The sequence below is a fragment of the Pseudomonas sp. ICMP 460 genome, assembly GCF_002723595.1.
GTDB lineage: Bacteria > Pseudomonadota > Gammaproteobacteria > Pseudomonadales > Pseudomonadaceae > Aquipseudomonas > Aquipseudomonas kitaguniensis.
Genome location: NZ_LKBR01000013.1, coordinates 211,043 through 233,760, shown reverse-complemented (window position 1 = coordinate 233,760; position 22,718 = coordinate 211,043). Strand labels below are relative to the sequence as shown.

The window sequence follows — 22,718 nt, the reverse complement described above, 5'->3', positions numbered from 1 at the left end:
CATTCAACAAGGCCCCCATGCCTGGCGTAATCGCGCCAGGGCTTGGGCAATGTCCGCCTCGGGCACGGCGGCGAACCCCAACACCAGGCCGGCACGCTGATCGGCAGACGTAGCGGAGTGCGGCAACCAGTAGCTGCTCAAACCATTGACCTCGACGCCTGCCGCATGGGCCTGCGCCAGCAATTGCTGTTCGCGCGCCAGGCTGCTCACGCGCACGGTCACGTGCAGCCCCGCCGCAACGCTGGGCAGCTCGCCCACGCCTGGCAGCCCAGCGGGCCAACCGGCAAGCAAGGCATTGCGCCGGCTTGATGCGGCACGGCGCATACGCCGGATATGCCGCTGGAAATGCCCGGCTGCCATAAATTCGGCCATCACCGCTTGGGTACTGACTTCGGAATGGCGCATGTCGACGGCGCGGCGCCGGGTGAACGCGTCGACCAAACCCTGTGGCAATACCAGGTAACCCAGGCGCAAGGCCGGGAACGCCACCTTGCCGAAGGTGCCGACGTACAGCACTCGCCCGCTGCGGTCGAGCGCCGCCAACGGCGACAGGGGCGCGCCGCTGTAGCGGTACTCGCCGTCGTAATCGTCCTCGATGATCCAGCCGCCTGTACGCGCAGCCCAGGCCAGCAGTTCCAGGCGCCGCGCCAGGCTCATCACCACACCCAACGGGTACTGGTGGGAAGGCGTGACATAGGCCAGCCGGCAATCAGCGAGGGTATTCAGCACTTGGCAATCAATGCCTTCGGCGTCCACCGGCACGCCGTGTAATTGCCCACCCGCCAAGGCGAACGCATGGCCTGCCGCGCGATAGCCAGGATTCTCCACCGCCACCGCGTCTCCAGGCTCTACCAGCAACTGTGCACAAAGGCTTATCGCTTGCTGTGCACCACTGGTGATCACTATTTGCTCAGCGGTGCACTGCATGCCCCGCGAGCTGCGCAAATAAGCGGCGATCAAACCGCGCAGCCGAGCGTCGCCTGCCGGGTCGCCGTAACACAACTGCGCAAGGTCCGGCTTACGCCAGAACGCCCCGTTCAGCTTGGCCCATGTCTCAAACGGGAACAGATCGAACGCCGGCACGCCCACACGAAATGCGCGAGGCGGCCCCGCAGGAGGCTGGGATAAGTGGTTATTTTTGACCCGCGCCAACGCGGCGCTGTGGATAACTTTTTCGCCCGGTTTTATCGGCAAATCGGCCAAATTTGTGGATAAGGTTGGGGATAAGCCTGTTGAAAACCCTGTGGATACTTTTGTGGATAGTTTTTTTGGCGCGGGCAATTGAGCGACATAAGTGCCATCACCGACCCGGCTCTCGATAAACCCCTCTGCATACAGTTGATCGTAGGCACGCACCACGCTGTTGCGCGAGATCGACAGCGAAGCCGCCAAGTCGCGGCTGGCGGGCAACCGCATGCCGCTGACCAGCCGCCCATCGAGTACTCGCTGGCGCAGGGCTTGATACAACTGGCGTGTCAGCCCCTGGCGGCGATCCAATTCAATACCGGCGGGGTTGAATGACAGCGGTGGCGCAACGGCTGACATGGCGCGAACTCCGGGATTGGACCTATAAAATTATTCATAGATGGCTCTTACAACGAACCATTAGCCTGCCTAGGATGCACGCATTCGCCAAGGAAAATTTCCATGTACACACCCCGCGCCTTTGCCCTCGACGATTTGCCCGAACTGCAGCAACTGATCCAGCACACTCGCTTGGCGCAGTGCGTGACGGTGGGTGAGCACGGCTTGCAAGCCAGCCACCTGCCGCTGCTGCTCAACCCCGATGAAGGCCCCAACGGCACGTTGTACGGGCACATGGCCAAAGCCAACCCGCAGTGGCGCGACCTGCAAAATGGCCGCGAGGCATTGGTGATCTTCGCCGGCGCCGAGGCCTACATCAGCCCGTCGTTCTACCCGGCCAAGGCCGAGCACGGCAAAGTGGTGCCGACGTGGAATTACATCGCGGTGCATGCTTACGGCAAGGCCCAGGTGTTTACCGACGCCGAGCGCTTGCTTGCGTTGGTCAGCGCTCTCACCAATCGCCACGAAGGCGGCCGCGCCCAGCCGTGGAAAGTCAGCGACGCCCCGGCCGACTACATTGACGGCATGCTCAAGGCCATCGTCGGCTTCGCACTGCCCATCGAACGCTTGATCGGCAAGCGCAAACTCAGCCAGAACCGCAGCCCGGCCGACATCGCCGGGGTGCGTGAAGGCTTGGCCGCAAGCACTGATCTGCGCGACCAAACCCTCGCCCGCGTTATGCCTCAAGGCGTTTCAGAATGAGCCCGATCGACATCCGCCAGGTGACCGCCGCCGACCACGCCGCCTGGCTGCCGTTGTGGCAAGCGTATTTGACGTTCTACAACACCGAACTGCCGGACGCCGTCAGCCAAAGCACCTGGCAACGCCTGATCGATGCCAACGAGCCGACCCATTCGGCGCTGGCCTGGCAGGACGGCAAGACGGTGGGCATGGTCAATTTCATCTACCACCGCTCCAACTGGAGCATCGAGAATTCCTGCTACTTGCAGGACCTGCTGGTGGACCCGGCCCAACGCGGCACCGGCGTCGGCCGCAAGCTGATCGAATTTGTCTACACCACCGCCAAAGCCGATGGGTGCTGTAAGGTCCACTGGTTGACCCACGAAACCAACGCCACCGCGATCCAGCTGTACGAGCGTATTGCCGAACGTCCCGGCTTTATCCAATTTCGCAAAGGTCTTTAAGGAGTGCAGCATGCCCACCTCTCTCGCCGACTGGAAAGGCGCTCCGGCGCCCAGCGTTGAACTGCTTGAAGGGCGTTTTATCCGCCTCGAAAAACTTGACCCGGCGCGCCACGCCGATGGCCTGTGGCAAGCCCTCGAAGGCCCCGGCGCAGACCCCAAGCTATGGGATTATTTGCCCTATGGCCCATTTGCCGGGCGCAGCGCGTTCGATGCGTGGCTTAACAACCATGCACAGCACAACGAGCCGTATTTCTTCAGTGTTATCGACTGCGCCAGCGGCGACGTACAAGGCATCCTCAGCCTGATGTCCATCGTCCCCGCCCACGGCCGCATCGAAATCGGCCACGTCACCTTCGGCGCGCCGATGCAGCGCTCGCCGAAAAGCACCGAGGCGGTGTACCTGCTGGCCAAATACGCATTCGAACTGGGTTACCGCCGACTGGAGTGGAAGTGCAACTTCGCTAACGCGCGCTCCAAGTACGCGGCAGAGCGCTTGGGGTTCAGTTTTGAAGGCGTGTTCCGCCAGCACATGGTCGTAAAGGGCCAGAGCCGCGATACCGCTTGGTATTCAATCATCGATTCAGAATGGCCAAAGGTCGGCGCGGGGTTTGAGCAATGGCTGTCAGCCGCGAACCTGAGCGGTTCGACGCAATTGAAAAGCCTCGTGGAGTGCCGCGCCTGATTCGCCCACACTGCAGAACAACTGTGGGAGCGGGCTTGCTCGCGATTACGGTGTGTCAGATAAGTTTTTTTCAACTGACACACCGTAATCGCGAGCAAGCCCGCTCCCACAGAAAGCAAATCTGCTGTGTATCCAAAACTTGCTTTTGATCTTTGTGATATTGATCTGAGAAGCGCCCCGTCAGGATGGGCTCAACGCCCCAGCTTTTGCGCCAGCACTGCAATGTGCTCCGGCCCGATGCCGCAGCAACCGCCCAGATGGCTGGCACCGCGTGCCTGCCAGTCAGCGGCCCAGTGCAGGTAGCCTGGCGGGTCGAGATCGTCGCGCAAAGGGTCGAGGCCGTCGTTGGCAGTGGCCTCTTCAGGTTGCGGCGGGAACGCATTCGCGTAGGCGCCAATTTGAATCGTAACGCCCAGACGTTCGAAGGTTTGGCGGGCAGCATCAATGGCGCTGCCAATCACTTCGGGTTGGCTGCAGTTGAACAACAACACTTGCACGCCCATCTGCGCAGCCGCTTCGGCCGCATCGGCCACCGGCTCGCCGGAGCGCAGGCGCGGCACCTCGTCGGTGTCTTCATCCTTCAAGGTAAATGACAGCCAGAACGGTTTGCCGTCTTGTGGCAAGCCCGCATGAATCGCTCGCGCCTCGACGATTGAACTCTGCGTTTCCGCCAGCCACATGTCCACATGCGGCGCCAGGCCTTGCACCAGAGGCGTGAGCAGTTCAGTCACGCGCCCAGCCTGGAACAAGTCGGGCCGGTAAGAGCCGAACAGCGGCGGCAACGAACCGGCTACGCGCACCGCTTTGCCTGAAGCCTGCACTGCGCGCCGCGCCAATTCACCGGCCAGTGCGGCCAGCGCCTGGCCCTCGGCGGCAAACCGCGCTTCGCCAATATGAAACGGTACGACGGCGTAGCTGTTGCTGGTGATGACATTCGCGCCGCTCTGAATATACGCCGCGTGCACCGCCTCTACCGCCTGTGGCGCTTCACTCAAGGCCAACGCTGACCACTCCGGCTGACGGAATGGCGCGCCACGACGTTGCAGTTCACGGCCCATGCCGCCATCGAGAATTACTGTGGTTGCTGCGGCCATATGCTGTTTACTCATAAGCTTATGAAAATAACTCACTATGAGAGTCGTTCTTATAACTATTTAATACGTTCAATTCCGCTCATATCAACTGTTTTTTATAAAGGTGTCACCTGTGAAACTTAAACCGCTGCTGGCCTTGGGCCTGACGTTACTGGCTGCTTCCACCCAAGCCTTCGGCGGCGCCACACTCGACCGGGTTGAGCAAAAGAAAGAGTTGGTTGGCGTGCTGATGGAAAGCTACCCGCCGTTCTCGTTCCTCAACGAGCAGAACCAGCTCGACGGCTTTGACGTCGACGTGGCCAAGGCGGTCGCACAAAAACTGGGGGTGAAACTGCGCCTGGAAACACCGTCCTGGGACGTGATCGCTGCTGGCCGCTGGAGCGGGCGCTACGACATTTGCATCTGCTCGATGACACCGAGCAAAGCGCGCGCCGAGGTGTTTGATTTCCCGGTGGAGTACTACGCCTCGCCTGCGGTGATCGTGGTCAATGCCAAAGATGACCGCATCCACAGCGCCAAGGACCTGAGCGGCAAAAAAGTCGGGCTCACCAGCGCGTCCAGCTATGAAAGCTACCTGAACAAAAACCTGGTGATCGAAGGCGCCGAAGACACGCACCTGCAGTACCCGTTCGAAGACGTGCAAATCGCCCCGTATGACACTGATAACGTTGCCTTCCAGGACCTCGGGCTCGGCGCCGGCGTGCGCCTGGACGCGATTTTGACCAACCTGGTGACCGCGCAACCGCGCCTGACTCAAGACCAGCGCTTCAAGCTTGCCGGCGAGCCGCTGTACTCGGAACCCAACTCGGTGGCGATCGAAAAAGGCGACCCGCAGTGGGACGCCAAAGTACGTGAAGTGTTTGCCCAACTCAAACAGGACGGCACCCTAAGCCTGCTCTCGCAAAAATGGATCGGCGCCGACATCAGCCAATGACAGCGTTCCCAACCCCTCCAAAGCCTGCCGTCAGCGATTCGCGTGTGAAGCGTCTGTTCGGCTTTCGCACGCGGCTCTATCTCACCTGGGCCGCGTTGTTCTGCCTGTTCGCCAGCTTCTTCCTGAGCTTTGACCTGAAGTTCTCGATCATCCTCGACAAGCTACCCAACCTTGTCGGCGTGCACCTGGCGCCCAATGGCTTTTTGCAAGGCGCGGCACTCACGGTGTTTGTGTGCCTGTGCTCGATTGTGACGTCGTCGGTACTCGGTTTTATCACCGCGTTGGGGCGCGTGTCGAAAAGCGCCGTGGCCTTTGGCGTTGCCAGTTTTTACGCGTCGTTCTTTCGCGGCACGCCGCTGCTGATCCAGATTCTGCTGATTTACCTCGGCCTGCCGCAACTGGGCCTGGTACCGGGCGCTATCGTCGCCGGGATCATTGCGCTGTCGCTGAACTACGGCGCTTACCTGAGCGAGATCTTCCGCGCCGGTATCCTCGGCGTGCCTCACGGCCAACGCGAAGCGGCGCTGGCGCTCGGCATGCGCGACGGTGCGATTTTCTGGCACGTCACCCTGCCCCAAGCCATGCGCACCATCATCCCGCCCGCCACTAACCAGTTCATCTCGATGCTCAAAGACTCGTCGCTGATCTCGGTGATGGGCGTGTGGGAAGTGATGTTCCTGGCGCAATCGTATGGGCGTTCGAGCTATCGCTATATCGAGATGCTGACCACAGCGGCGATCATTTACTGGGTAATGTCGCTGGGCCTGGAACTGATCCAGGCCCGCATGGAGCGCCATTACGGCAAAGGCTATGTACGGCGCGGGTGAGTTTTTATTCGCTCGGCACTAGAGACAACTCCCGCACCTCAGGGGTCGATAGCCTGACAGTTAACGCCCCGCCACTTCGCTAAATTCCCGGCCTCATTTATCAGAGGTTGGGATTACATGCCCTTTACGGCCAAAAAACTCGCACTCACCATTACCCTCATCGTTGGCGCTGCCAACGCTCAACTGGCACAGGCGCAAGGAGGCTCGCCCTTTCAGTTTGAACTGAACCTGCTCGACGACTATTGGAATTACACCGCGCCGGAGCCTGCCTCGAGTATTGAGGGCTACCTCACTCAGCGGGCCACTACCTATAACGGCTTGCAAGTCGCCAAGGTTCTGGAACCGGCGGTGATTCGCCTGCTTGAGTCCGGCGAGCTGGATTCGGAAGAGGACAAAGCCCTCGAAACATTCGCTGAAACGCTGGAAGCGCAACCCGGCGGTATCGGCGCAGCCCTCGAACAATTAGCCGGCAGCCAACATGCCAACCTGGCTGCAGTAACCCAAACCACCACCCAGCAACTCAGCACTCAGTTGCTCGCGACCCTGCGCACATTGCCCACCGACGACGCTGGCCGCTTCTGGGTGCAAGGCCTGGGCAACAAAGGCAGCCTGGACAAACAACGTGGCAGCACCGGCCTTAAATATGGCACCCAAGGCCTGCTGCTGGGTGCCGACTGGGCGCTGGACCACGACTGGCGCCTGGGCGTGATGGGCGCAAAAACCACCAGCCAGGTGGATGCTCAACGCTTCGACGCCGGGTTGGACAGCTGGCACCTGGGCGGCTATGCCGTGCGCCAGGACGGCCCATTGGCCCTGCGCCTGGGCGCGATTTACAGCCGCCATGCCGGGCAGAACAAACGCAGCATCAACCTGCTCGACCACAACCAGCAGCTCAAGAGCAGTTACGCCGCCCAAAGCCAAACCCTGTTTTCTGAACTGGGCTATCAACTCGGCAACGAGGACGTGCACGTAGAGCCCTTCGCCGGCCTCGGCTATCAGCGCTATCACCGCGACAGTTTCAAGGAAACCGGCGGCCTGGCCGCGCTGAATGTCGGCTCACAAACCCAACAAAACGTGAACAGCACCCTAGGCCTGCGGCTGGCCACGGTGTATCGGTTCGACGACCAGATGAGCCTCACACCTCACGTGAGTACGAGCTGGAAACACCTTTACGGCGAAGTTGGCAGCCAGGTGCGCCAATCGTTTCGCTATGCACCAGGTCTCATCGACGGTTTCACCACCCACGGCACCTCGCTGGACCGCAACAGCCTGGACGTTCAAGCCGGCCTGGACCTCGCAGTGTCGGCGCAACACACGGTCGGCCTGACCTACAGTGCACAAGCCGGCAGCCAGAACCAAAGCCAGGGCCTGATGGGGCAGTGGCGGATGAGCTTTTAACTCAACGTCTCGGGGAAAGGTTCGCACTGCCCAAGGTGTAAACGCCGCCGCTGCCGCCTGAATCGCAGGCAAAAAAAAGGGGGGCACCTGCCCCCCCGAGGATTAAGCGATAGTCTCGAAGGCTGGATCAGCCTTCGATTTCAATCAGGATTTCGCCAGGGTTCACCCGGTCGCCCTTGGCCACATGTACCACGGCAACCTTGCCGGCAATGGCTGCCTGCACCTCGGTTTCCATCTTCATGGCTTCGGTGATCAGCACCGCTTGGCCGGCCTTGACCACGTCGCCTGGCTTGACCAGCACATCGACGATATTGCCCGGCATCGCCGTGCTGACATGCCCAGGCTCGGTGGCGTGCTTGCGTTTGCTGCCGCCGCTGCTGACAAACTGGTTGAGCGGTTCGAACACCACTTCTTCCGGCATGCCATCAATGGACAGGTAAAAGTGGCGCTTGCCTTCAGCCTTCACGCCGACACCGGTGATGTCGACGCGGTAGCTTTCACCGTGCACGTCGATGACGAATTCGGTGGGCACACCTTCGCCACCGGCACTCGCCACGCCGCCAGCCTCAGGGATCGGCAACAGCACTTCAGGCGCCAAGGTGCCTGCATCGCGTTCTTCGAGGAACTTGCGGCCGATGTCCGGGAACATCGCGTAGGTCAGCACGTCTTCTTCGGACTTGGCCAACGCGCCGATTTCGCCGCGCAGCTTGGTCATTTCCGGCTTGAGCAAATCGGCCGGGCGTACGTCGATCACCTCTTCGCTGCCGATCGCCTGGCGCCGCAGCTTCTCGTTCACCGTGCCCGGCGCCTTGCCGTAGCCGCCTTGCAGGTAAAGCTTCACTTCATTGGTGATGGTCTTGTAGCGCTCGCCGGCCAGCACGTTGAAAAACGCCTGAGTGCCGACAATTTGCGACGTCGGCGTGACCAGCGGCGGGAAGCCGAGGTCTTCACGCACCCGCGGAATTTCCGCCAGCACTTCGCTCATGCGGTTCAGTGCGCCCTGCTCTTTGAGCTGGTTGGCCAGGTTGGAAATCATCCCGCCCGGCACTTGGTTGACTTGCACACGGGTGTCGACGGCGGTGAATTCGCTTTCGAACTGGTGGTATTTCTTACGCACGGCGTAGAAGTACAGGCCGATCTCTTGCAACAGTTGCAGGTCGAGGCCGGTGTCGAACTCGCTACCTTTGAGCGCCGCAACCATGGATTCGGTGCCAGGGTGGCTGGTGCCCCAGGCGAAGCTGGAGATGGCCGTGTCGATGTGGTCGGCGCCGTTTTCGATGGCCTTGAGTTGGCACATCGCAGCCAAGCCGGCGGTGTCGTGCGAGTGAATAAAAATCGGCAGGCTCTGCTCGGCCTTGAGTGCCTTGACCAGTTCGCCGGTCGCGTACGGCGTCAACAGACCGGCCATGTCCTTGATGGCGACCGAGTCGCACCCCATGGCTTCCAACTGCTTGGCCTGGGCCACGAACGCCTCGACGGTGTGCACCGGGCTGGTCGTATAAGCGATCGTGCCCTGAGCATGTTTGCCCGCCGCTTTGACCGCTTCGATGGCCACGCGCAGGTTACGCACATCATTCATCGCATCGAAGATGCGGAACACGTCGATACCATTTACGGCGGCCTTGGCGACGAAGGCTTTGACCACGTCGTCGCTGTAGTGGCGGTAGCCCAGCAGGTTCTGGCCGCGCAGCAGCATTTGCAGGCGCGTGTTAGGCAGCGCGGCGCGCAGTTGGCGCAGGCGCTCCCACGGGTCTTCCTTGAGGAAGCGCACGCAGGCGTCGAAGGTCGCGCCGCCCCAGACTTCCAGCGACCAGTAGCCAACCTTGTCGAGCTTGTCGCAGATCGGCAGCATGTCGTCGGTGCGCATGCGCGTGGCCAGCAACGATTGGTGAGCGTCGCGCAGGATCGTGTCAGTTACGTAGATCTTCTTAGTCATATTCGGATCTCCTCATAGCGGCAAGTTTCAAGCTACAAGCTGCAAGTAAAAGCTGATCCGCTTTAACTTGTTGCTTGCCGCTTGCAACTTGCAGCTGCATATTTATATGCCCGCGTGGGCGGCGATGGCGGCGGCGATGGCCAGGGCCAGCTCTTCGGGTTTGCGCTTGATCGAGTAGTTGGTCAGCTCAGGGTGGCTTTCCACAAAGCTGGTATTGAACTGGCCACTGCGAAATTCCGGGTTGCGCAGGATCTCCTGGTAATACGCGGCGGTGGTCTTCACGCCTTGCAAACGCATGTCGTCCAGGGCACGCAGGCCGCGGTCCATGGCTTCTTCCCAGGTCAACGCCCACACCACCAGTTTCAGGCACATCGAGTCGTAGTACGGCGGGATGGTGTAACCGGTGTAGATCGCCGTGTCAGTGCGCACGCCGGGGCCGCCGGGCGCGTAGTAACGGGTGATTTTGCCGAAGCTCGGCAGGAAGTTGTTCTTCGGGTCTTCCGCGTTGATACGGAACTGCAACGCGAAACCACGGTGCTGGATGTCTTCCTGTTTCACCGACAGCGGCAGGCCCGAGGCAATGCGGATCTGCTCGCGAACAATATCGATACCGGTGATTTCTTCGGTGATGGTGTGTTCCACCTGCACCCGCGTGTTCATCTCCATGAAGTACACCTCGCCCTCGGCGAGCAGGAACTCCACGGTGCCGGCATTCTCGTAGCCCACGGCCTTAGCCGCACGCACCGACAGGTCGCCGATGTAGGCACGCTGTTCCGGGGTCAGCTGCGGGCTGGGGGCGATTTCGATGAGCTTTTGGTTACGCCGTTGAATCGAGCAGTCGCGCTCGAACAAGTGCACCACGTTGCCAAAGCTGTCACCGAGGATCTGTGCCTCAATGTGCTTGGGGTTTACGATGCATTTTTCGAGGAACACTTCCGCCGAACCGAACGCCTTGGTGGCTTCGGAGATAACCCGCGGGAAGGCCTGTTCAAGTTCTTCGCGGCTGTTGCAACGGCGGATACCGCGGCCGCCACCACCGGAAGTGGCCTTGAGCATCACCGGGTAACCAATGCGCTCGCCTTCGGTGAGGGCTTCGGCGATGTCGGCGACGTTGCTTTCGGTGCCAGGCGTTACCGGCACGCCGGCCTTGATCATGCTGCGGCGCGCTTCGGTTTTGTCGCCCATGCGGCGAATCACTTCGGCTGACGGGCCGATGAACTTGATCCCGCGTTCGGCGCAAATATCCGCCAGTTCGGCGTTTTCCGAGAGAAAACCGTAGCCAGGGTGCAGCGCATCACAACCCGTCTCTACCGCCAGGTTCACCAGCTTGCGCGGGTTCAGGTAACCGGCCAGGGGCTCGGCGCCAATGCTGTGGGCTTCATCGGCACGTTTAACGTGCAGCGCGTGACGGTCGGCGTCCGAGTAAACCGCGACCGAGCGAATGCCCATCTCGGCGCAAGCACGCACGATTCGTACGGCGATTTCACCCCGGTTGGCGATCAGGATCTTTTTTATCACTTGGAATTTCCCTTGAGCCGATTGCTGCGTTCTTCGACCCGTTGCAGCCGGGTCGGCGCGTGACCAAATGTTTCATGACAGTCGCAAGACACACACTATGCGCACTTGAGAATTAACAAAAATCAATAATAATTGGGTCGTGCATAAGTAAAGACTTATAGTTGGCCGGACAGCCTGAGGCGAGAGCTTAAAAATATGCGTAAGTCATTGATGCGGCTGACTTTACGTCAACTGCAAATATTCCATGAAGTGTGTGATTTACGCTCGTACAGCCGCGCAGCCGAGGAAATGTCCCTCACGCAACCCGCCGTTAGCCTGCAAATTCGTCAGCTGGAAGAGCTGATCGGCCAGCCGCTGTTCGATTACGTCGGCAAAAAGCTCTACATGACCGAGGCCGCCGAAGCGCTGCAACGCGCCAGCCGCGATATTTTCGGGCGCCTGGAAAACCTCGATATGCAGCTGTCGGACATGCAAGGCTCGTTGCAGGGCCAGCTGAAACTGGCGGTGGAATCCAGCGCCAAATACTTCGTGCCGCACCTGTTCGCCGCGTTCAAGCGCCAGCACCCCGAGGTGCAATTGCACCTCACGGTGGTTAATCGCGCGCAAGTGATTCGCAGGCTTTCGGACAACCGCGATGACTTGGTGATCATGTCCATGGTGCCTCAGGACATGGGCCTCGAATTCCTGCCGTTTCTCAACAACCCGATTGTCGCCGTGGCGCCACTCGACCATCCGCTGAGCCTGCAAGGGCCGCTGCGTTTGCAGGACCTGGAACCTTACACGCTGCTGATACGTGAACCGGGGTCCGGCACGCGGCTGGCCTGTGAGGAGTACTTCAAGGAGAAACGCGTGCACTTCACCCAGACGGTTGAAGTGGCCTCGGCCGAGGCACAGCGTGAATGTGTGAATGCGGGGTTGGGCGTGGCCTTGCTGACGCGCCACGCCGTCAACCTGGAGCTGGCCACCGGCGGGCTCAAGGAGTTGCCGGTGGAAGAACTGCCGCTGTACCGCAGCTGGTGCCTGGTGCAGGCCAAGGCCAAACGCCTGTCACCGGTGGCCCATGCCTTCCTGGGCTTTATCCGCAGCGAGCGGGTGCAGATCAGCGCGCTGGCTGAGCGCTTCGCTGGGCAGCCACGGGTGCCTGCCAGTGGAGTTCCGGGTAGTCGGTGATGCTCTGGAGCAACTGGCGCTGGTCGCAGCGGTCTTCGATTGCACGACGGAACGCCATGCGGCGCTGGTCTTCCTGCTGACGACGGGTTTTGACGGTGCTGCTGTCTTCGTATTGACGGGCCATTTTGAGTCTCCCAATGCGAGTACGGGGAGTACAGAATGGGCGCGCTGGATGACGGTTTGGCGGCGCGCGGGTTACAGGACGATGAATCTTCTGATAGGCAGAAAATCCAAATGTGGGAGGGGGCTTGCTCCCGATGGCGGTGCTTGAGTCAAATCATTCAGTGACTGGCACACTGCTATCGGGAGCAAGCCCCCTCCCACCGTTGATCCTGAATCAGTCGTCGAGGGCTTTGACCGACTTGGGCGACAAGCGCAGGCTGCGCAAGCTGCGTTTCACGCTCTTGAGGTGGTTGACCAGGCTCGGCCCGCGCGCCATGGCCACGCCCATCGCCAGCACGTCGATCACCACCAGATGGGCGATACGCGAGGTCAGCGGCGTGTAGATTTCGGTGTCTTCGTGCACATCGATTGCCAGGTTGACCGTGGACAATTCCGCCAACGGCGTCTGGCTCGGGCACAGGGTAATCAGTGTCGCGCCACTTTCACGCACCAGGTTGGCGGTGATCAGCAGGTCTTTGGAGCGGCCCGACTGGGAAATGCAGATGGCCACGTCGGTCGGCTTCAAGGTAACGGCCGACATCGCCTGCATGTGCGGGTCACTGTAGGCCGCTGCCGTGAGCAGCAGGCGGAAGAATTTGTGCTGGGCATCGGCGGCGACAGCGCCGGAAGCACCGAAGCCATAGAACTCGACGCGCTGGGCCTGGGACATGGCCGTCACGGCCTTTTGCAGCTCGACCGGGTCGAGTTTCTCGCGCACTTCCATGAGGGTGTGCAAGGTGGTGTCGAAGATTTTCAGGCTGTAGTCAGCGACGGAGTCGTCTTCATGGATCGCAAACTGCCCGAAGCTCGCACCGGCGGCCAGGCTTTGCGCCAGCTTGAGCTTCAAATCCTGGAACCCGGAGCAACCGATGGCGCGGCAGAAGCGCACGATGGTCGGCTCACTGATGCCCACGCTGTGGGCCAGGTCCGCCATGGAACTGTGCATCACGGCCGCAGGGTCAAGCAGCACGTGGTCGGCAACCTTGAGTTCCGATTTACGTAGCAGGTGGCGTGACTGGGCGATATGTTGCAACAGGTTCAAAGGGCAGGACTCTTGTTATTGGCAGGCGCCAGGGATGTAGCAAGCTTGTAGTTATACTACAAGAATTCGCCTTTTGCCCGCCCGATGCATCACTAAATCGCCCTGCTGCCCTCTGATTCAAAGGGCAAAGGCTTTGTAGCCACATGCGCTGCCCCGGCGTATCTAAGGAAAATCTGCATTTTTGCGTAACAACTCTGCCAACTCATCGGCCACCACCGGCCGACTGATCAGGTAGCCCTGCACTTCATCGCAGTGCTCGCCCCGCAGGAAATCCAGCTGCTGCTGATCTTCCACGCCTTCAGCCACCACTTTGAGCGCCAGCCCATGGGCCATGGCGATGATCGCGCGGGTGATGGCCGCGTCCTCGCGACCCTGGCCCAGGCCGCGAATAAACGTCTGGTCGATCTTCACGTAGTCCACCGGGATGCGCTTGAGGTAACTGAGCGACGAATAGCCGGTACCAAAATCGTCAATCGCCAGTTTCACGCCCAAATCGCGCAATTGCTGGAAGGTCGCGATGATGTGCTCAACGCTGTCGAGCAGTTGGCTTTCAGTCAGCTCCAGCTCCAGGTATTGCGGGGCCAGGCCGGTTTCTTCGAGCACTTGGCGCACCAGGCTGACCAGCTTGCCCTGACGCAACTGATGCACCGACAGGTTCACTGACACCCGAATCGGCGCCAGCCCCTGGCGCTGCCACTCGCACGCCTGCCAGCAGGCCTGGCGCAGCACAAATTCGCCCAGCGGGACGATCAGGCCGGTTTCTTCGGCCAGGCCGATAAAGTCCCCCGGCGGCACCATGCCCCACTGTGGATGCTCCCAGCGCACCAGCGCCTCGGCGGCGTTCAGCTTGCCGGTGGCCAGGCACAGTTTCGGCTGGTAGAACACGGTTAGCTGGCGCTCTTCGATGGCCTTGCGCAGGTGGTTTTCCAGCTGCAAACGCTCCAGCGTGCTGGCTTGCAGGCTGTCGGTGTAGAACTGGAAGTTGTTCCCGCCCAGGTGCTTGGCGTGTTGCATGGCCATGTTCGACTGGCTGACCAGCGCAGAAATTTCCCGCGCGTTATCCGGCAACAGGCTGACGCCCATGGAGGCGCTGACCACCAATTCATGCCCTTCCACCGTCACCGGCACCCGCAGCTTGGCCAGTAGCCGTGTGGCCACGCGCGCCAGGCTCGACAAGTTGCCGTAGGCGTCGAACAGCACGGCAAACTCGTCGCCCGACAGCCGCGCAATGGTGTCGGCCTCGGGCAAGGCGTTGATCAAACGGCGCGCCATTTTCTGCAACAGCTGGTCGGCCACTTCATGGCCCAAGCTGTCGTTAAGCAGCTTGAAGCGGTCGAGGTTGATATGCAGCAGCGCAAGGCTGCGCCCGCCCTGGCGCACGCGTTGGTGGGCTTCGCGCAGGCGCTCGCGGAACAGCGAGCGGTTGGCCAAGCCGGTCAATTCATCATAGTGGGTGAGGTAGCGCATGCGTTCTTCAGATTCGCGCCGCGCCGACAGATCGGCGAAGAAGCCCACGATATGGCTGACATTTCCGCGCACATCGCGCACTACATTCAGCTGCAGCCACTGCGGGTACAACTCGCCGTTTTTGCGCGTCTCTACCAGCTCGCCCTGCCAGGTGCCGTGGCTGAGCAACGCTTGGCGAATCACCGGGAAATGGCGGCGAGCATCACGGCTGCTGGGCAATTCCACGACGTTGCGCCCGAGCATGTCGTCGATGTTAAAACCAGTGACGCGGCTGAAGGCTTGGTTGACGGCGATCAGCGCGTAGTTCGGGTCGAGAATCACGATGCCTTCGCTGGCGGCCTCGAACACCGTCGAGGCCAGGCGCTGCTGTTCCTCCAGCGCCTTGCCGGCGCTGATGTCGCGGCGCGTACCGAGCATGCGCGTCACGCGGCCGCCGGGTTCACGTTCCACAGCGCGGCCACGGTCTTCGACCCATACCCAGCGGCCGTCGCCGTGGCGCACGCGGTACTCCACCAGATAGTCCTCGCTGTGGCCTTTTAAATGCGCCACCAGCGCGCGCTTGAGCAGCGGCACGTCGTCGGGGTGCAGGCGCGGCTTAAGGTCGCTGAGCATCCCCGTCACGTATTCGGGTTCCAGGCCGAACAGCTCTTTAATCTGGGTGTGGTGCACCGCATCGGTTTGCAGGTTCCAGTCCCACAGCCCCAACTCGCTGGCCTGCAAGGCCATGGCCAGGCGCGCCTCGCTTTCGCTCAAGGCGAGGCTGGCGGCGTTCAGCTCCTGGCTGCGTTGCGCCACGCGGTCTTGCAGGCCGATTTGCGCCTCGCGCAGTTCCTGTTCGACTTGGCGACGCTGCTCGACCTCACGCACCAGCTCCTGATTCAACTGCTCGCTGCGCTGGTGCGCCTGCTGTAAATGCTCGATCAATGCCTGGTTCTGAAAACGTCGCAACAAGCCGCGCTGGATCAGCCGGTTAACCTGCCACGCCACCAGGCTCAGGGACCCCAGCAGGATCAGGCCGAGCACGCCCCAGCCTTGCTGCTGCGGGGCGCCACTCCAAAACAGGTAAACGATGGCCGGCACCAGGCACGGCAAGGCAAATGACAGGAATGCGGGCAGGCTCACGGCGTAGGCTACGCTGGCCGACAGTGTTGCCGCGCCGATCAGGCCGAACACCCAAGCCTGTTGCGTAAAACTGTCCACCGGTACAAGCGCAATGGCCGCCGTGGCCAGGGTCAAGCCGCTGACCGCCGAGCCGAGCATGAACATCCGCCGCCAGATCGGTTGAGCCTGTCGGCTCGGCATCGCTGAATCAAACGCCGCCACCTGAATCACGCGCATGGCGACCAACGCGAGCAGCCAGACCAACCAAATGCTGTCCAACAGGATTTGTCGGGGGTTCCAGAGCATCCAGGCGCAGACCAGGCCGTTCACCAACATTAATAAAGTCGGCAGCAATGAACCCTGATACAGCAGGCGCGTGCGCTCGACCGCCAACTCGGTTGCGTAGTGTTTACGGATAACCTGCGCCGGCGCCATTGAGGGGCCGAACAGGTCAGGACTGAGGGTCATAGGCAGTGTTCTTATAATGGTGAGCCCGAAACGTCGACGGAGCATACACAAGCAAGCGCTTGGGCCAAACTGCTCCACGTCATAAAAAACGCGTGCCCGTCGGCCGCAAACCTTCGGGCCAGACGGCCTGAGTGAGCCCCTGCGCGGGCTGCGGGGCATGACCGACCGGTCATCACCCGCACTATAATGTTTCACCGGCCCGGCGCGCTTCGGCTGTTTTGCATCGACCACCCAGCATTGGGATTTGCCCCACTCCGCCGAGGGCCATAGAATGCGCTGATGCGCGATGACCTCTCCCTTTTGCTGAACTCTCTCAACGATGCCCAACGCCAGGCCGTCGCGGCCCCCGTTGGCCGTCAGTTGGTCCTGGCCGGTGCTGGCTCCGGTAAAACCCGAGTGTTGGTGCACCGTATCGCCTGGTTGATCCAGGTCGAAAACGCGTCCCCACATTCCATCCTGTCGGTGACCTTCACCAACAAGGCTGCTGCCGAGATGCGCCACCGCATCGAGCAGTTGATGGGCATCAGCCCGGCCGGCATGTGGGTGGGCACTTTCCACGGCCTCGCGCACCGCCTGTTGCGGGCGCATTGGCAGGAAGCGGGCTTGAGCCAGACCTTCCAGATTCTTGACAGCGACGACCAGCAACGCCTGGTCAAGCGCGTGATGCGCGAGCTGGGCCTGGACGAACAGCGCTGGCCCGTCCGCCAGGCGCAGTGGTTTATCAACGGTCAGAAAGACGAAGGCCTGCGCCCGCAGCATATTCAGGCCAGCGGCGATTTGTTCCTGGCCACCATGCGCAGCATTTATGAAGCGTACGAAGCTGCCTGCGCCCGCGCAGGCGTTATCGACTTCTCCGAGCTGCTGCTGCGCGCCCTCGACCTGTGGCGCGACAACCCTGGCTTGTTGGCCCATTACCAAAAGCGCTTCCGGCATGTGCTGGTGGACGAGTTCCAGGACACCAACGCCGTGCAGTACGCATGGCTGCGCTTGCTCGCCAAAGGTGGCGACAGCCTGATGGTGGTGGGCGATGACGACCAGTCGATCTACGGCTGGCGTGGCGCGAAAATCGAGAACATTTACCAGTATTCCGAAGACTTCCCGGACGCGGTGACCATCCGCCTGGAGCAAAACTATCGCTCCACCGCCGGCATCCTCAAGGCCGCCAACGCCTTGATCGCCAACAACACCGGGCGCCTCGGCAAAGAGCTGTGGACCGACGGCGGCGAAGGCGAAGCAATCAACCTGTACGCCGCCTTCAACGAACACGATGAAGCGCGCTACGTTGTGGAAACCATCGAGAGCGCGCTGAAAACCGGCCTCGCGCGTAGCGATATCGCGATTTTGTACCGTTCCAACGCCCAATCGCGGGTGTTGGAAGAAGCCTTGCTGCGCGAACGCATCCCGTACCGCATCTATGGCGGCCAGCGCTTCTTCGAGCGTGCCGAAATCAAAAACGCCATGGCTTACCTGCGCTTGCTGGAAGGCCGTGGCAACGATGCGGCGCTGGAACGGGTGATCAATATACCGACGCGTGGCATCGGCGAAAAAACCGTTGAGGCTATTCGCGACCACGCCCGCCACGCCGATGTGTCGATGTGGGAAGCCATGCGCTTGCTGATCGCCAATAAAGGCCTGACCGGCCGCGCCGCCGGTGCGCTGGGTGTGTTTGTCGAGCTGATCGAGAATTTGGCGGCCAAGTGCATGGAAATGCCCCTGCACCTGATGACCCAAACCGTGATCGAGCAGTCCGGGCTGATTGCCTACCACGAAGCGGAAAAAGGCGAGAAAGGCCAGGCCCGGGTAGAAAACCTTGAGGAACTGGTCAGCGCCGCCCGTGCGTTCGAAAACACCGAGGACGATGAAGAGCTGACCCCGCTCGCCGCCTTCCTTGGCCATGCATCGCTGGAAGCTGGCGATACACAAGCCGATGAGCATGAAGACAGCATCCAGCTGATGACCTTGCACAGTGCCAAGGGCCTGGAGTTTCCGTACGTGTTCCTGGTGGGCATGGAAGAAGGCCTGTTCCCGCACAAGATGAGCCTGGAAGAACCCGGCCGCCTTGAAGAAGAAAGGCGCCTGGCCTACGTGGGCATCACCCGGGCCATGCAGAACCTGGTGATGACCTACGCCGAAACCCGACGCCTGTACGGCACTGAGACCTACAACAAGGTCTCGCGCTTCGTACGTGAAGTGCCCAAGGGGCTGATTCAGGAGGTGCGCCTGTCGAATAGCGTGAGCCGCCCGTTCGGCGGCGGCCAGCAGCAAAACTCCAGCAGCATGTTTGCCGGTTCCGAAATTCCGGAAACACCGTTCAGCCTTGGCCAACTGGTCAAACATTCGATCTTCGGCGAGGGCGTGATCCTCAACTTCGAAGGCGCCGGTGCCCAAGCGCGGGTGCAGGTGAATTTCGCCGAAGGCAGCAAGTGGCTGATGATGGGCTACGCGAAACTCGAAGCAGTCTGACCCCCTCCAACGGATCGTTCCTGCGCGGCGCGTGGGAACGATCCGCAGCCGCGGCCTTGTATTTCAGCAGTACGGGCCAATATCTGTAATTAGTCCTACGGATCATTCGGAATAGGTCCTACGCAAAAATCCGAAACACTCTGCCGCTAGCCAGTGTCTCTGCACCTGTGCAACATGGCGCGCGTGCAATCCACAAATGGGAATTCCCTTTATGAAACGTTTTCTTAGCATCGCCATGGCGTTGTGCATCGGCCTGACGATGAGCATCGACGCCAACGCCAAACGCTTCGGCGGCGGTAAAAGCATGGGCTCGGCACCGACCCATCAGACCAGCCAAATGGCGCCATCCGCCGGTGGCGCGGGCGGTGCAGCGGCGACTGCAGGCGCAGCCGGTGCTGCTGGCGCCGCTGCCAAGGCTGGCGGTGCTTCGCGCTGGTTAGGCCCGTTGGCCGGTATCGCCGCCGGTGGCCTGCTCGCTTCCATGTTTATGGGCGGCGGCTTCCAGGGCATGCAGATCTTCGACATCCTGATTCTGGCTGTCATCGGCTTTGTGATCTTCCGCTTTATCGCCGCCCGTCGACGCAAGCAGCAGGAGCACATGGCTCCAGCCGGCGCGCCGATGCAGCGTGAAGTGTTCGAGCAAAAGCCAGCCACAGATTCGATCTTCGGTGGTTCGGCAGCACCTGCCGCGCGCCCGGTCATCAACGCACCGGCCTGGTTCAACGAAGAGCGCTTCATCGAAGCGGCCCGCAGCCACTTCCAGGCCCTGCAGCAACACTGGGACGCCAACGAGATGGATAAGATCTCCGAGTTCGTGACCCCACAACTGCTGGAGTTCCTCAAACGCGAACGTGCCGACCTGGGCGACGGTTTCCAGTCGACCTACATCGACGACCTGCGTGTGCAGTTGGAAGGTGTGGATGATCGCGCCGACAAGACCATCGCCACCCTGACGTTCAGCGGTGTGTCGAAGACTTCGCGCTTCGACCAGGGCGAAGTGTTCAGCGAAAGCTGGAACATGGAACGCGCCCAAGGCGACAACCAGCCATGGCTGGTTGCCGGTATCCGCCAAAACGGCTGATAGCTGCGCGTTTGAGCACCTGCTAATAAAACCCTGGGCATAGCCCGGGGTTTTCTATTTCACGGTTGCACTTATAGCAAGCTACTGTATAAAGCGCCCCTATCACCGCGCCATTTAGCAAGAGGATCCCGGCCGTGGAAGAAATTATCGAACAATTGCGTGAAGCCAACGAACCGGTCCCGGTTCCTCTGGAACTGCCTGACGAAGACCAACTGGTGGAAATCGAAGAACAACTGTTCATCGACATCCCCTTTGTCTTCCGCGAATTTTTGCTCACCGTCAGCGACGTGGTGTACGGCAGCCTGGAGCCGGTGACCGTCACCGACCCGCAGTCCCACACCTACCTGCCGGACGTTGCCGCCAACGCTTGGGATGCCGGGGTTGACCGCAGCATGATCCCGATCTGCCAGGACGGCGATGACTACTACTGCGTCGAGGAAGACGGCACTGTGGTGTTGTGGTCCGGCGAAGAAGAACTCGTCACCGAAGAAACCTGGGAATCGGTATGGCACTGGGCGCGGGACGTCTGGCTGGAAAGCTGATAACCAAGGCACATCTATTTGGGTGACTGGGCTTGTGCTGACAACAAGCCCAGCGGCCTTAATGCTCCGGCGTGTCCTTGTGGTTATCCAGTGTCTCCAGCAAGGCGACCTGCATCCGCGTGTGCACGCGGATGAACCACCGCCAGAGCACGGCCGCCACCGCCGCCGTAACCACCGCGATCAGCACCAGCAACTTGTTGGTCGGCAAAATACTCGCCGACAAGGCTGCCAATAGCAGGAAAATCACCAACAGCGAAAGGATGGGGATCAGTTCCGCGATGACCCGTCGCACCCGCTGGGTATGCCGCCCGGCCATCTCCGGCTTCACACTCATCTCCGCCAGCAGCATCGACAGCGCCTTGAGCTTGCGGTACGCCGCAATCAGAAACGGCAACGACAACAGCAACGCCGCGCCCCAGATCAACGCTTTTTGCCAGCTTGGATCACTGATCCAACCCTGCAAATACCCGCCGATGCGCGCCGCGAAAAAGCTGCCGGTGAAGAAGATCGCCACCACCAACGCCAGGTTTACCCCGACTTGCAGGATGATCTTGCGAATCAGCGACGCCAGCATCACGCCCTCGCCTTGCGGCTGAATGTTGCGTAGCCATTCACCGTACATGCCAAACACGCGACTCATACGCTTGGGCATCACTGCCGCAATCTTTAACGACAACGGGTCAGCCGCCCGGATCAGGTAGGGCGTCAGCAATGTGGTGATCACCGAGACCGCCACCGCCACCGGGTACAGGAAGTCGCTGGTCACCTGCAGGGTCACGCCCAGCGCGGCGATGATGAAGGAAAACTCGCCAATTTGTGACAGCCCCATGCCCACGCGCAGCGAGGTGCGGCCATCGTTGCCGGCGATAAACGCGCCGAGGCCGCAGGACAGCATCTTGCCCAGCACTACGGCGACGGTGATGACTGCGATCGGCCAAGCGTATTGCACCAGGATTTGCGGGTCGATCATCAGGCCGATGGCGACAAAAAATATCGCACTGAACATGTCGCGAACGGGCTCGATCAGGCGCTCTATCTTCACCAACTGGCGAGATTCGGCCATGATCGCGCCGATCAGGAACGCCCCCAGAACCATGCTGTATTCGAGCTTCACCACCAGCAGGCAAAAGCCGAAACACAGGCCCAATACGGTGATCAGCAGCATCTCGTTGCTTTCGAACTTGGCCACGTACGCCAGCAGGCGTGGCACCAGCAAAATACCGATGACCAGCGCGACGATCATGAACAGTGAAAGTTTGCCGACGGTGGAGAACACCTCGCCGGAGCTGACCGTACCGCTGACCGCAATGCTCGACAACAAAGCGATGATGCCGATACCCAGGATGTCTTCAACAATCAGCACGCCGAAAATCAGCTGGGCGAAACGCTGGTTTTTCATCTTCAGGTCATTCAGCGCCTTGACGATGATGGTGGTCGAGGAGATCGCCAAAATCGCGCCGAGGAACAGCGAGTCCATGGTGTTCCAGTCGAACCAGCGGCCGATTTCGTAGCCGATCCAGATCATCAGGATAATTTCCAGGAACGCCGCGATGAACGCGGTAGCACCGACCTTGAACAGCTTGCGCAGGCTGAACTCCAGGCCGAGGCAGAACATCAGGAAGATCACCCCCAGCTCGGCGAGGGTCTTGATCGTGTCTTCGTCGTGAATCAGGCCAAACGGCGGCGTGTGAGGGCCGATGATGAACCCGGCAACGATATACCCCAACACCACCGGCTGTTTGAGGCGGTGAAACAGGATGGTGACAACCCCTGCCACCAGCATGATCACGGCCAAGTCCTGGATAAAGCTGATGGCGTGCATGGCGACAGACTCCTTGAGGGTACCGGCGCTTTTCCCACTTCCGCCGCAGCGCCCAAAAGGCGCAAGACGCGGAAGGAAAAGTCTGCCTTGATCGTAAGAAACGCCCTGAGATGGGCTTTTGAAGGTTAACACCGCGACTTCCGGCAGAAAGCCGGTGCAATATATGGAAACAGATCGGTGCACGCGTGACGGCAAGCCGCCCACCGGCGTCCCGTTAGGGTTAGCGCTGTAAAGATTCCAGCACCCGCAGAGGTGCCCTCCCCAAACGATGCCTACAACCCG

The 22,718-nt window shown here is 60.7% G+C and carries 18 protein-coding genes; 10 read left to right on the top strand and 8 right to left on the bottom strand.

Going from position 1 to position 22,718, the window contains the following annotated elements; genetic code table 11:
- Positions 1 to 3 precede the first annotated feature (3 nt).
- Positions 4 to 1,545, bottom strand: a complete 1,542-nt coding sequence (locus AO240_RS11775) for a PLP-dependent aminotransferase family protein (RefSeq protein WP_099236630.1) — start codon at positions 1,543 to 1,545, stop codon at positions 4 to 6.
- A gap of 102 nt (positions 1,546 to 1,647) precedes the next feature.
- On the opposite strand from AO240_RS11775, the gene AO240_RS11770 reads away from it, so the two are divergent.
- The 3 genes from AO240_RS11770 to AO240_RS11760 are packed head-to-tail and all read left to right on the top strand — an operon-like array spanning position 1,648 to position 3,411.
- A complete protein-coding gene (locus AO240_RS11770; RefSeq protein ID WP_099236629.1) occupies positions 1,648 to 2,286 on the top strand; it encodes an FMN-binding negative transcriptional regulator in 639 nt (212 codons plus the stop codon).
- Positions 2,283 to 2,729, top strand: a complete 447-nt coding sequence (locus AO240_RS11765; RefSeq protein ID WP_099236628.1) for a GNAT family N-acetyltransferase — start codon at positions 2,283 to 2,285, stop codon at positions 2,727 to 2,729. Before AO240_RS11770 ends, AO240_RS11765 begins: the two co-directional genes overlap by 4 nt.
- Before the next feature lie 10 nt (positions 2,730 to 2,739).
- Positions 2,740 to 3,411 (top strand): GNAT family N-acetyltransferase, encoded by a 672-nt coding sequence (locus tag AO240_RS11760; protein WP_099236627.1) that lies wholly within the window; start codon positions 2,740 to 2,742, stop codon positions 3,409 to 3,411.
- Between the two features lie 191 nt (positions 3,412 to 3,602).
- On the opposite strand, the gene AO240_RS11755 is transcribed toward AO240_RS11760, so the two are convergent.
- Positions 3,603 to 4,505, bottom strand: a complete 903-nt coding sequence (locus AO240_RS11755; RefSeq protein ID WP_099236626.1) for a homocysteine S-methyltransferase family protein — start codon at positions 4,503 to 4,505, stop codon at positions 3,603 to 3,605.
- Between the two features lie 112 nt (positions 4,506 to 4,617).
- Here AO240_RS11755 and AO240_RS11750 point away from each other — a divergent pair, with 112 nt between their 5' ends.
- From AO240_RS11750 to AO240_RS11740, 3 genes are all read left to right on the top strand, one after another.
- Positions 4,618 to 5,439, top strand: a complete 822-nt coding sequence (locus AO240_RS11750; protein WP_099236625.1) for an ABC transporter substrate-binding protein — start codon at positions 4,618 to 4,620, stop codon at positions 5,437 to 5,439.
- Entirely contained in the window at positions 5,436 to 6,266 is an 831-nt protein-coding gene (locus tag AO240_RS11745) for an amino acid ABC transporter permease (protein WP_099236624.1), read from the top strand. The genes AO240_RS11750 and AO240_RS11745 overlap by 4 nt, the downstream gene beginning before the upstream one ends.
- A gap of 117 nt (positions 6,267 to 6,383) precedes the next feature.
- Entirely contained in the window at positions 6,384 to 7,664 is a 1,281-nt protein-coding gene (locus AO240_RS11740) for an autotransporter domain-containing protein (RefSeq protein WP_099236623.1), read from the top strand.
- Positions 7,665 to 7,791: 127 nt separating this feature from the next.
- Here the strand turns inward: AO240_RS11740 and oadA are convergent, their stop codons facing one another.
- Together oadA and AO240_RS11730 are read right to left on the bottom strand one after the other, a co-directional pair.
- Positions 7,792 to 9,600 carry a sodium-extruding oxaloacetate decarboxylase subunit alpha gene (gene oadA, locus AO240_RS11735; RefSeq protein ID WP_099236622.1) on the bottom strand — a complete coding sequence of 603 codons (1,809 nt, stop codon included), beginning with the start codon at positions 9,598 to 9,600 and terminating at the stop codon, positions 7,792 to 7,794.
- Positions 9,601 to 9,702: 102 nt separating this feature from the next.
- The gene (locus AO240_RS11730; protein WP_099236621.1) at positions 9,703 to 11,118 is read right to left on the bottom strand and encodes an acetyl-CoA carboxylase biotin carboxylase subunit; all 1,416 of its coding nucleotides are present in this window, start codon (positions 11,116 to 11,118) and stop codon (positions 9,703 to 9,705) included.
- Positions 11,119 to 11,313: 195 nt separating this feature from the next.
- On the opposite strand from AO240_RS11730, the gene AO240_RS11725 reads away from it, so the two are divergent.
- A complete protein-coding gene (locus AO240_RS11725) occupies positions 11,314 to 12,288 on the top strand; it encodes a LysR family transcriptional regulator (protein ID WP_058415768.1) in 975 nt (324 codons plus the stop codon).
- On the opposite strand, the gene AO240_RS11720 is transcribed toward AO240_RS11725, so the two are convergent.
- The 3 genes from AO240_RS11720 to AO240_RS11710 form a co-directional block, all read right to left on the bottom strand.
- Positions 12,218 to 12,412: a PA3496 family putative envelope integrity protein gene (locus AO240_RS11720; protein WP_082649111.1), complete on the bottom strand. Its 195-nt coding sequence runs from the start codon at positions 12,410 to 12,412 to the stop codon at positions 12,218 to 12,220. The genes AO240_RS11725 and AO240_RS11720 overlap by 71 nt on opposite strands.
- A gap of 213 nt (positions 12,413 to 12,625) precedes the next feature.
- Positions 12,626 to 13,492 (bottom strand): transcriptional regulator HexR, encoded by an 867-nt coding sequence (gene hexR / locus AO240_RS11715; RefSeq protein ID WP_010168370.1) that lies wholly within the window; start codon positions 13,490 to 13,492, stop codon positions 12,626 to 12,628.
- Positions 13,493 to 13,654: 162 nt separating this feature from the next.
- Positions 13,655 to 16,528, bottom strand: a complete 2,874-nt coding sequence (locus tag AO240_RS11710) for a GGDEF and EAL domain-containing protein (RefSeq protein WP_099236620.1) — start codon at positions 16,526 to 16,528, stop codon at positions 13,655 to 13,657.
- 279 nt (positions 16,529 to 16,807) lie between these two features.
- On the opposite strand from AO240_RS11710, the gene uvrD reads away from it, so the two are divergent.
- The 3 genes from uvrD to AO240_RS11695 all read left to right on the top strand — a co-directional run bounded on the left by uvrD (position 16,808) and on the right by AO240_RS11695 (position 20,614).
- Positions 16,808 to 18,991: a DNA helicase II gene (uvrD, locus tag AO240_RS11705; protein ID WP_058415770.1), complete on the top strand. Its 2,184-nt coding sequence runs from the start codon at positions 16,808 to 16,810 to the stop codon at positions 18,989 to 18,991.
- A 211-nt stretch (positions 18,992 to 19,202) separates the two neighbouring features.
- On the top strand, positions 19,203 to 20,072 hold the full coding sequence (locus tag AO240_RS11700) for a Tim44 domain-containing protein (RefSeq protein ID WP_099236619.1): 870 nt from the start codon (positions 19,203 to 19,205) through the stop codon (positions 20,070 to 20,072).
- A gap of 134 nt (positions 20,073 to 20,206) precedes the next feature.
- Positions 20,207 to 20,614: an SMI1/KNR4 family protein gene (locus AO240_RS11695; RefSeq protein WP_017739032.1), complete on the top strand. Its 408-nt coding sequence runs from the start codon at positions 20,207 to 20,209 to the stop codon at positions 20,612 to 20,614.
- Positions 20,615 to 20,672: 58 nt separating this feature from the next.
- On the opposite strand, the gene AO240_RS11690 is transcribed toward AO240_RS11695, so the two are convergent.
- On the bottom strand, positions 20,673 to 22,436 hold the full coding sequence (locus AO240_RS11690) for a cation:proton antiporter (protein ID WP_099236618.1): 1,764 nt from the start codon (positions 22,434 to 22,436) through the stop codon (positions 20,673 to 20,675).
- Between the last annotated feature and the right edge of the window lie 282 nt (positions 22,437 to 22,718).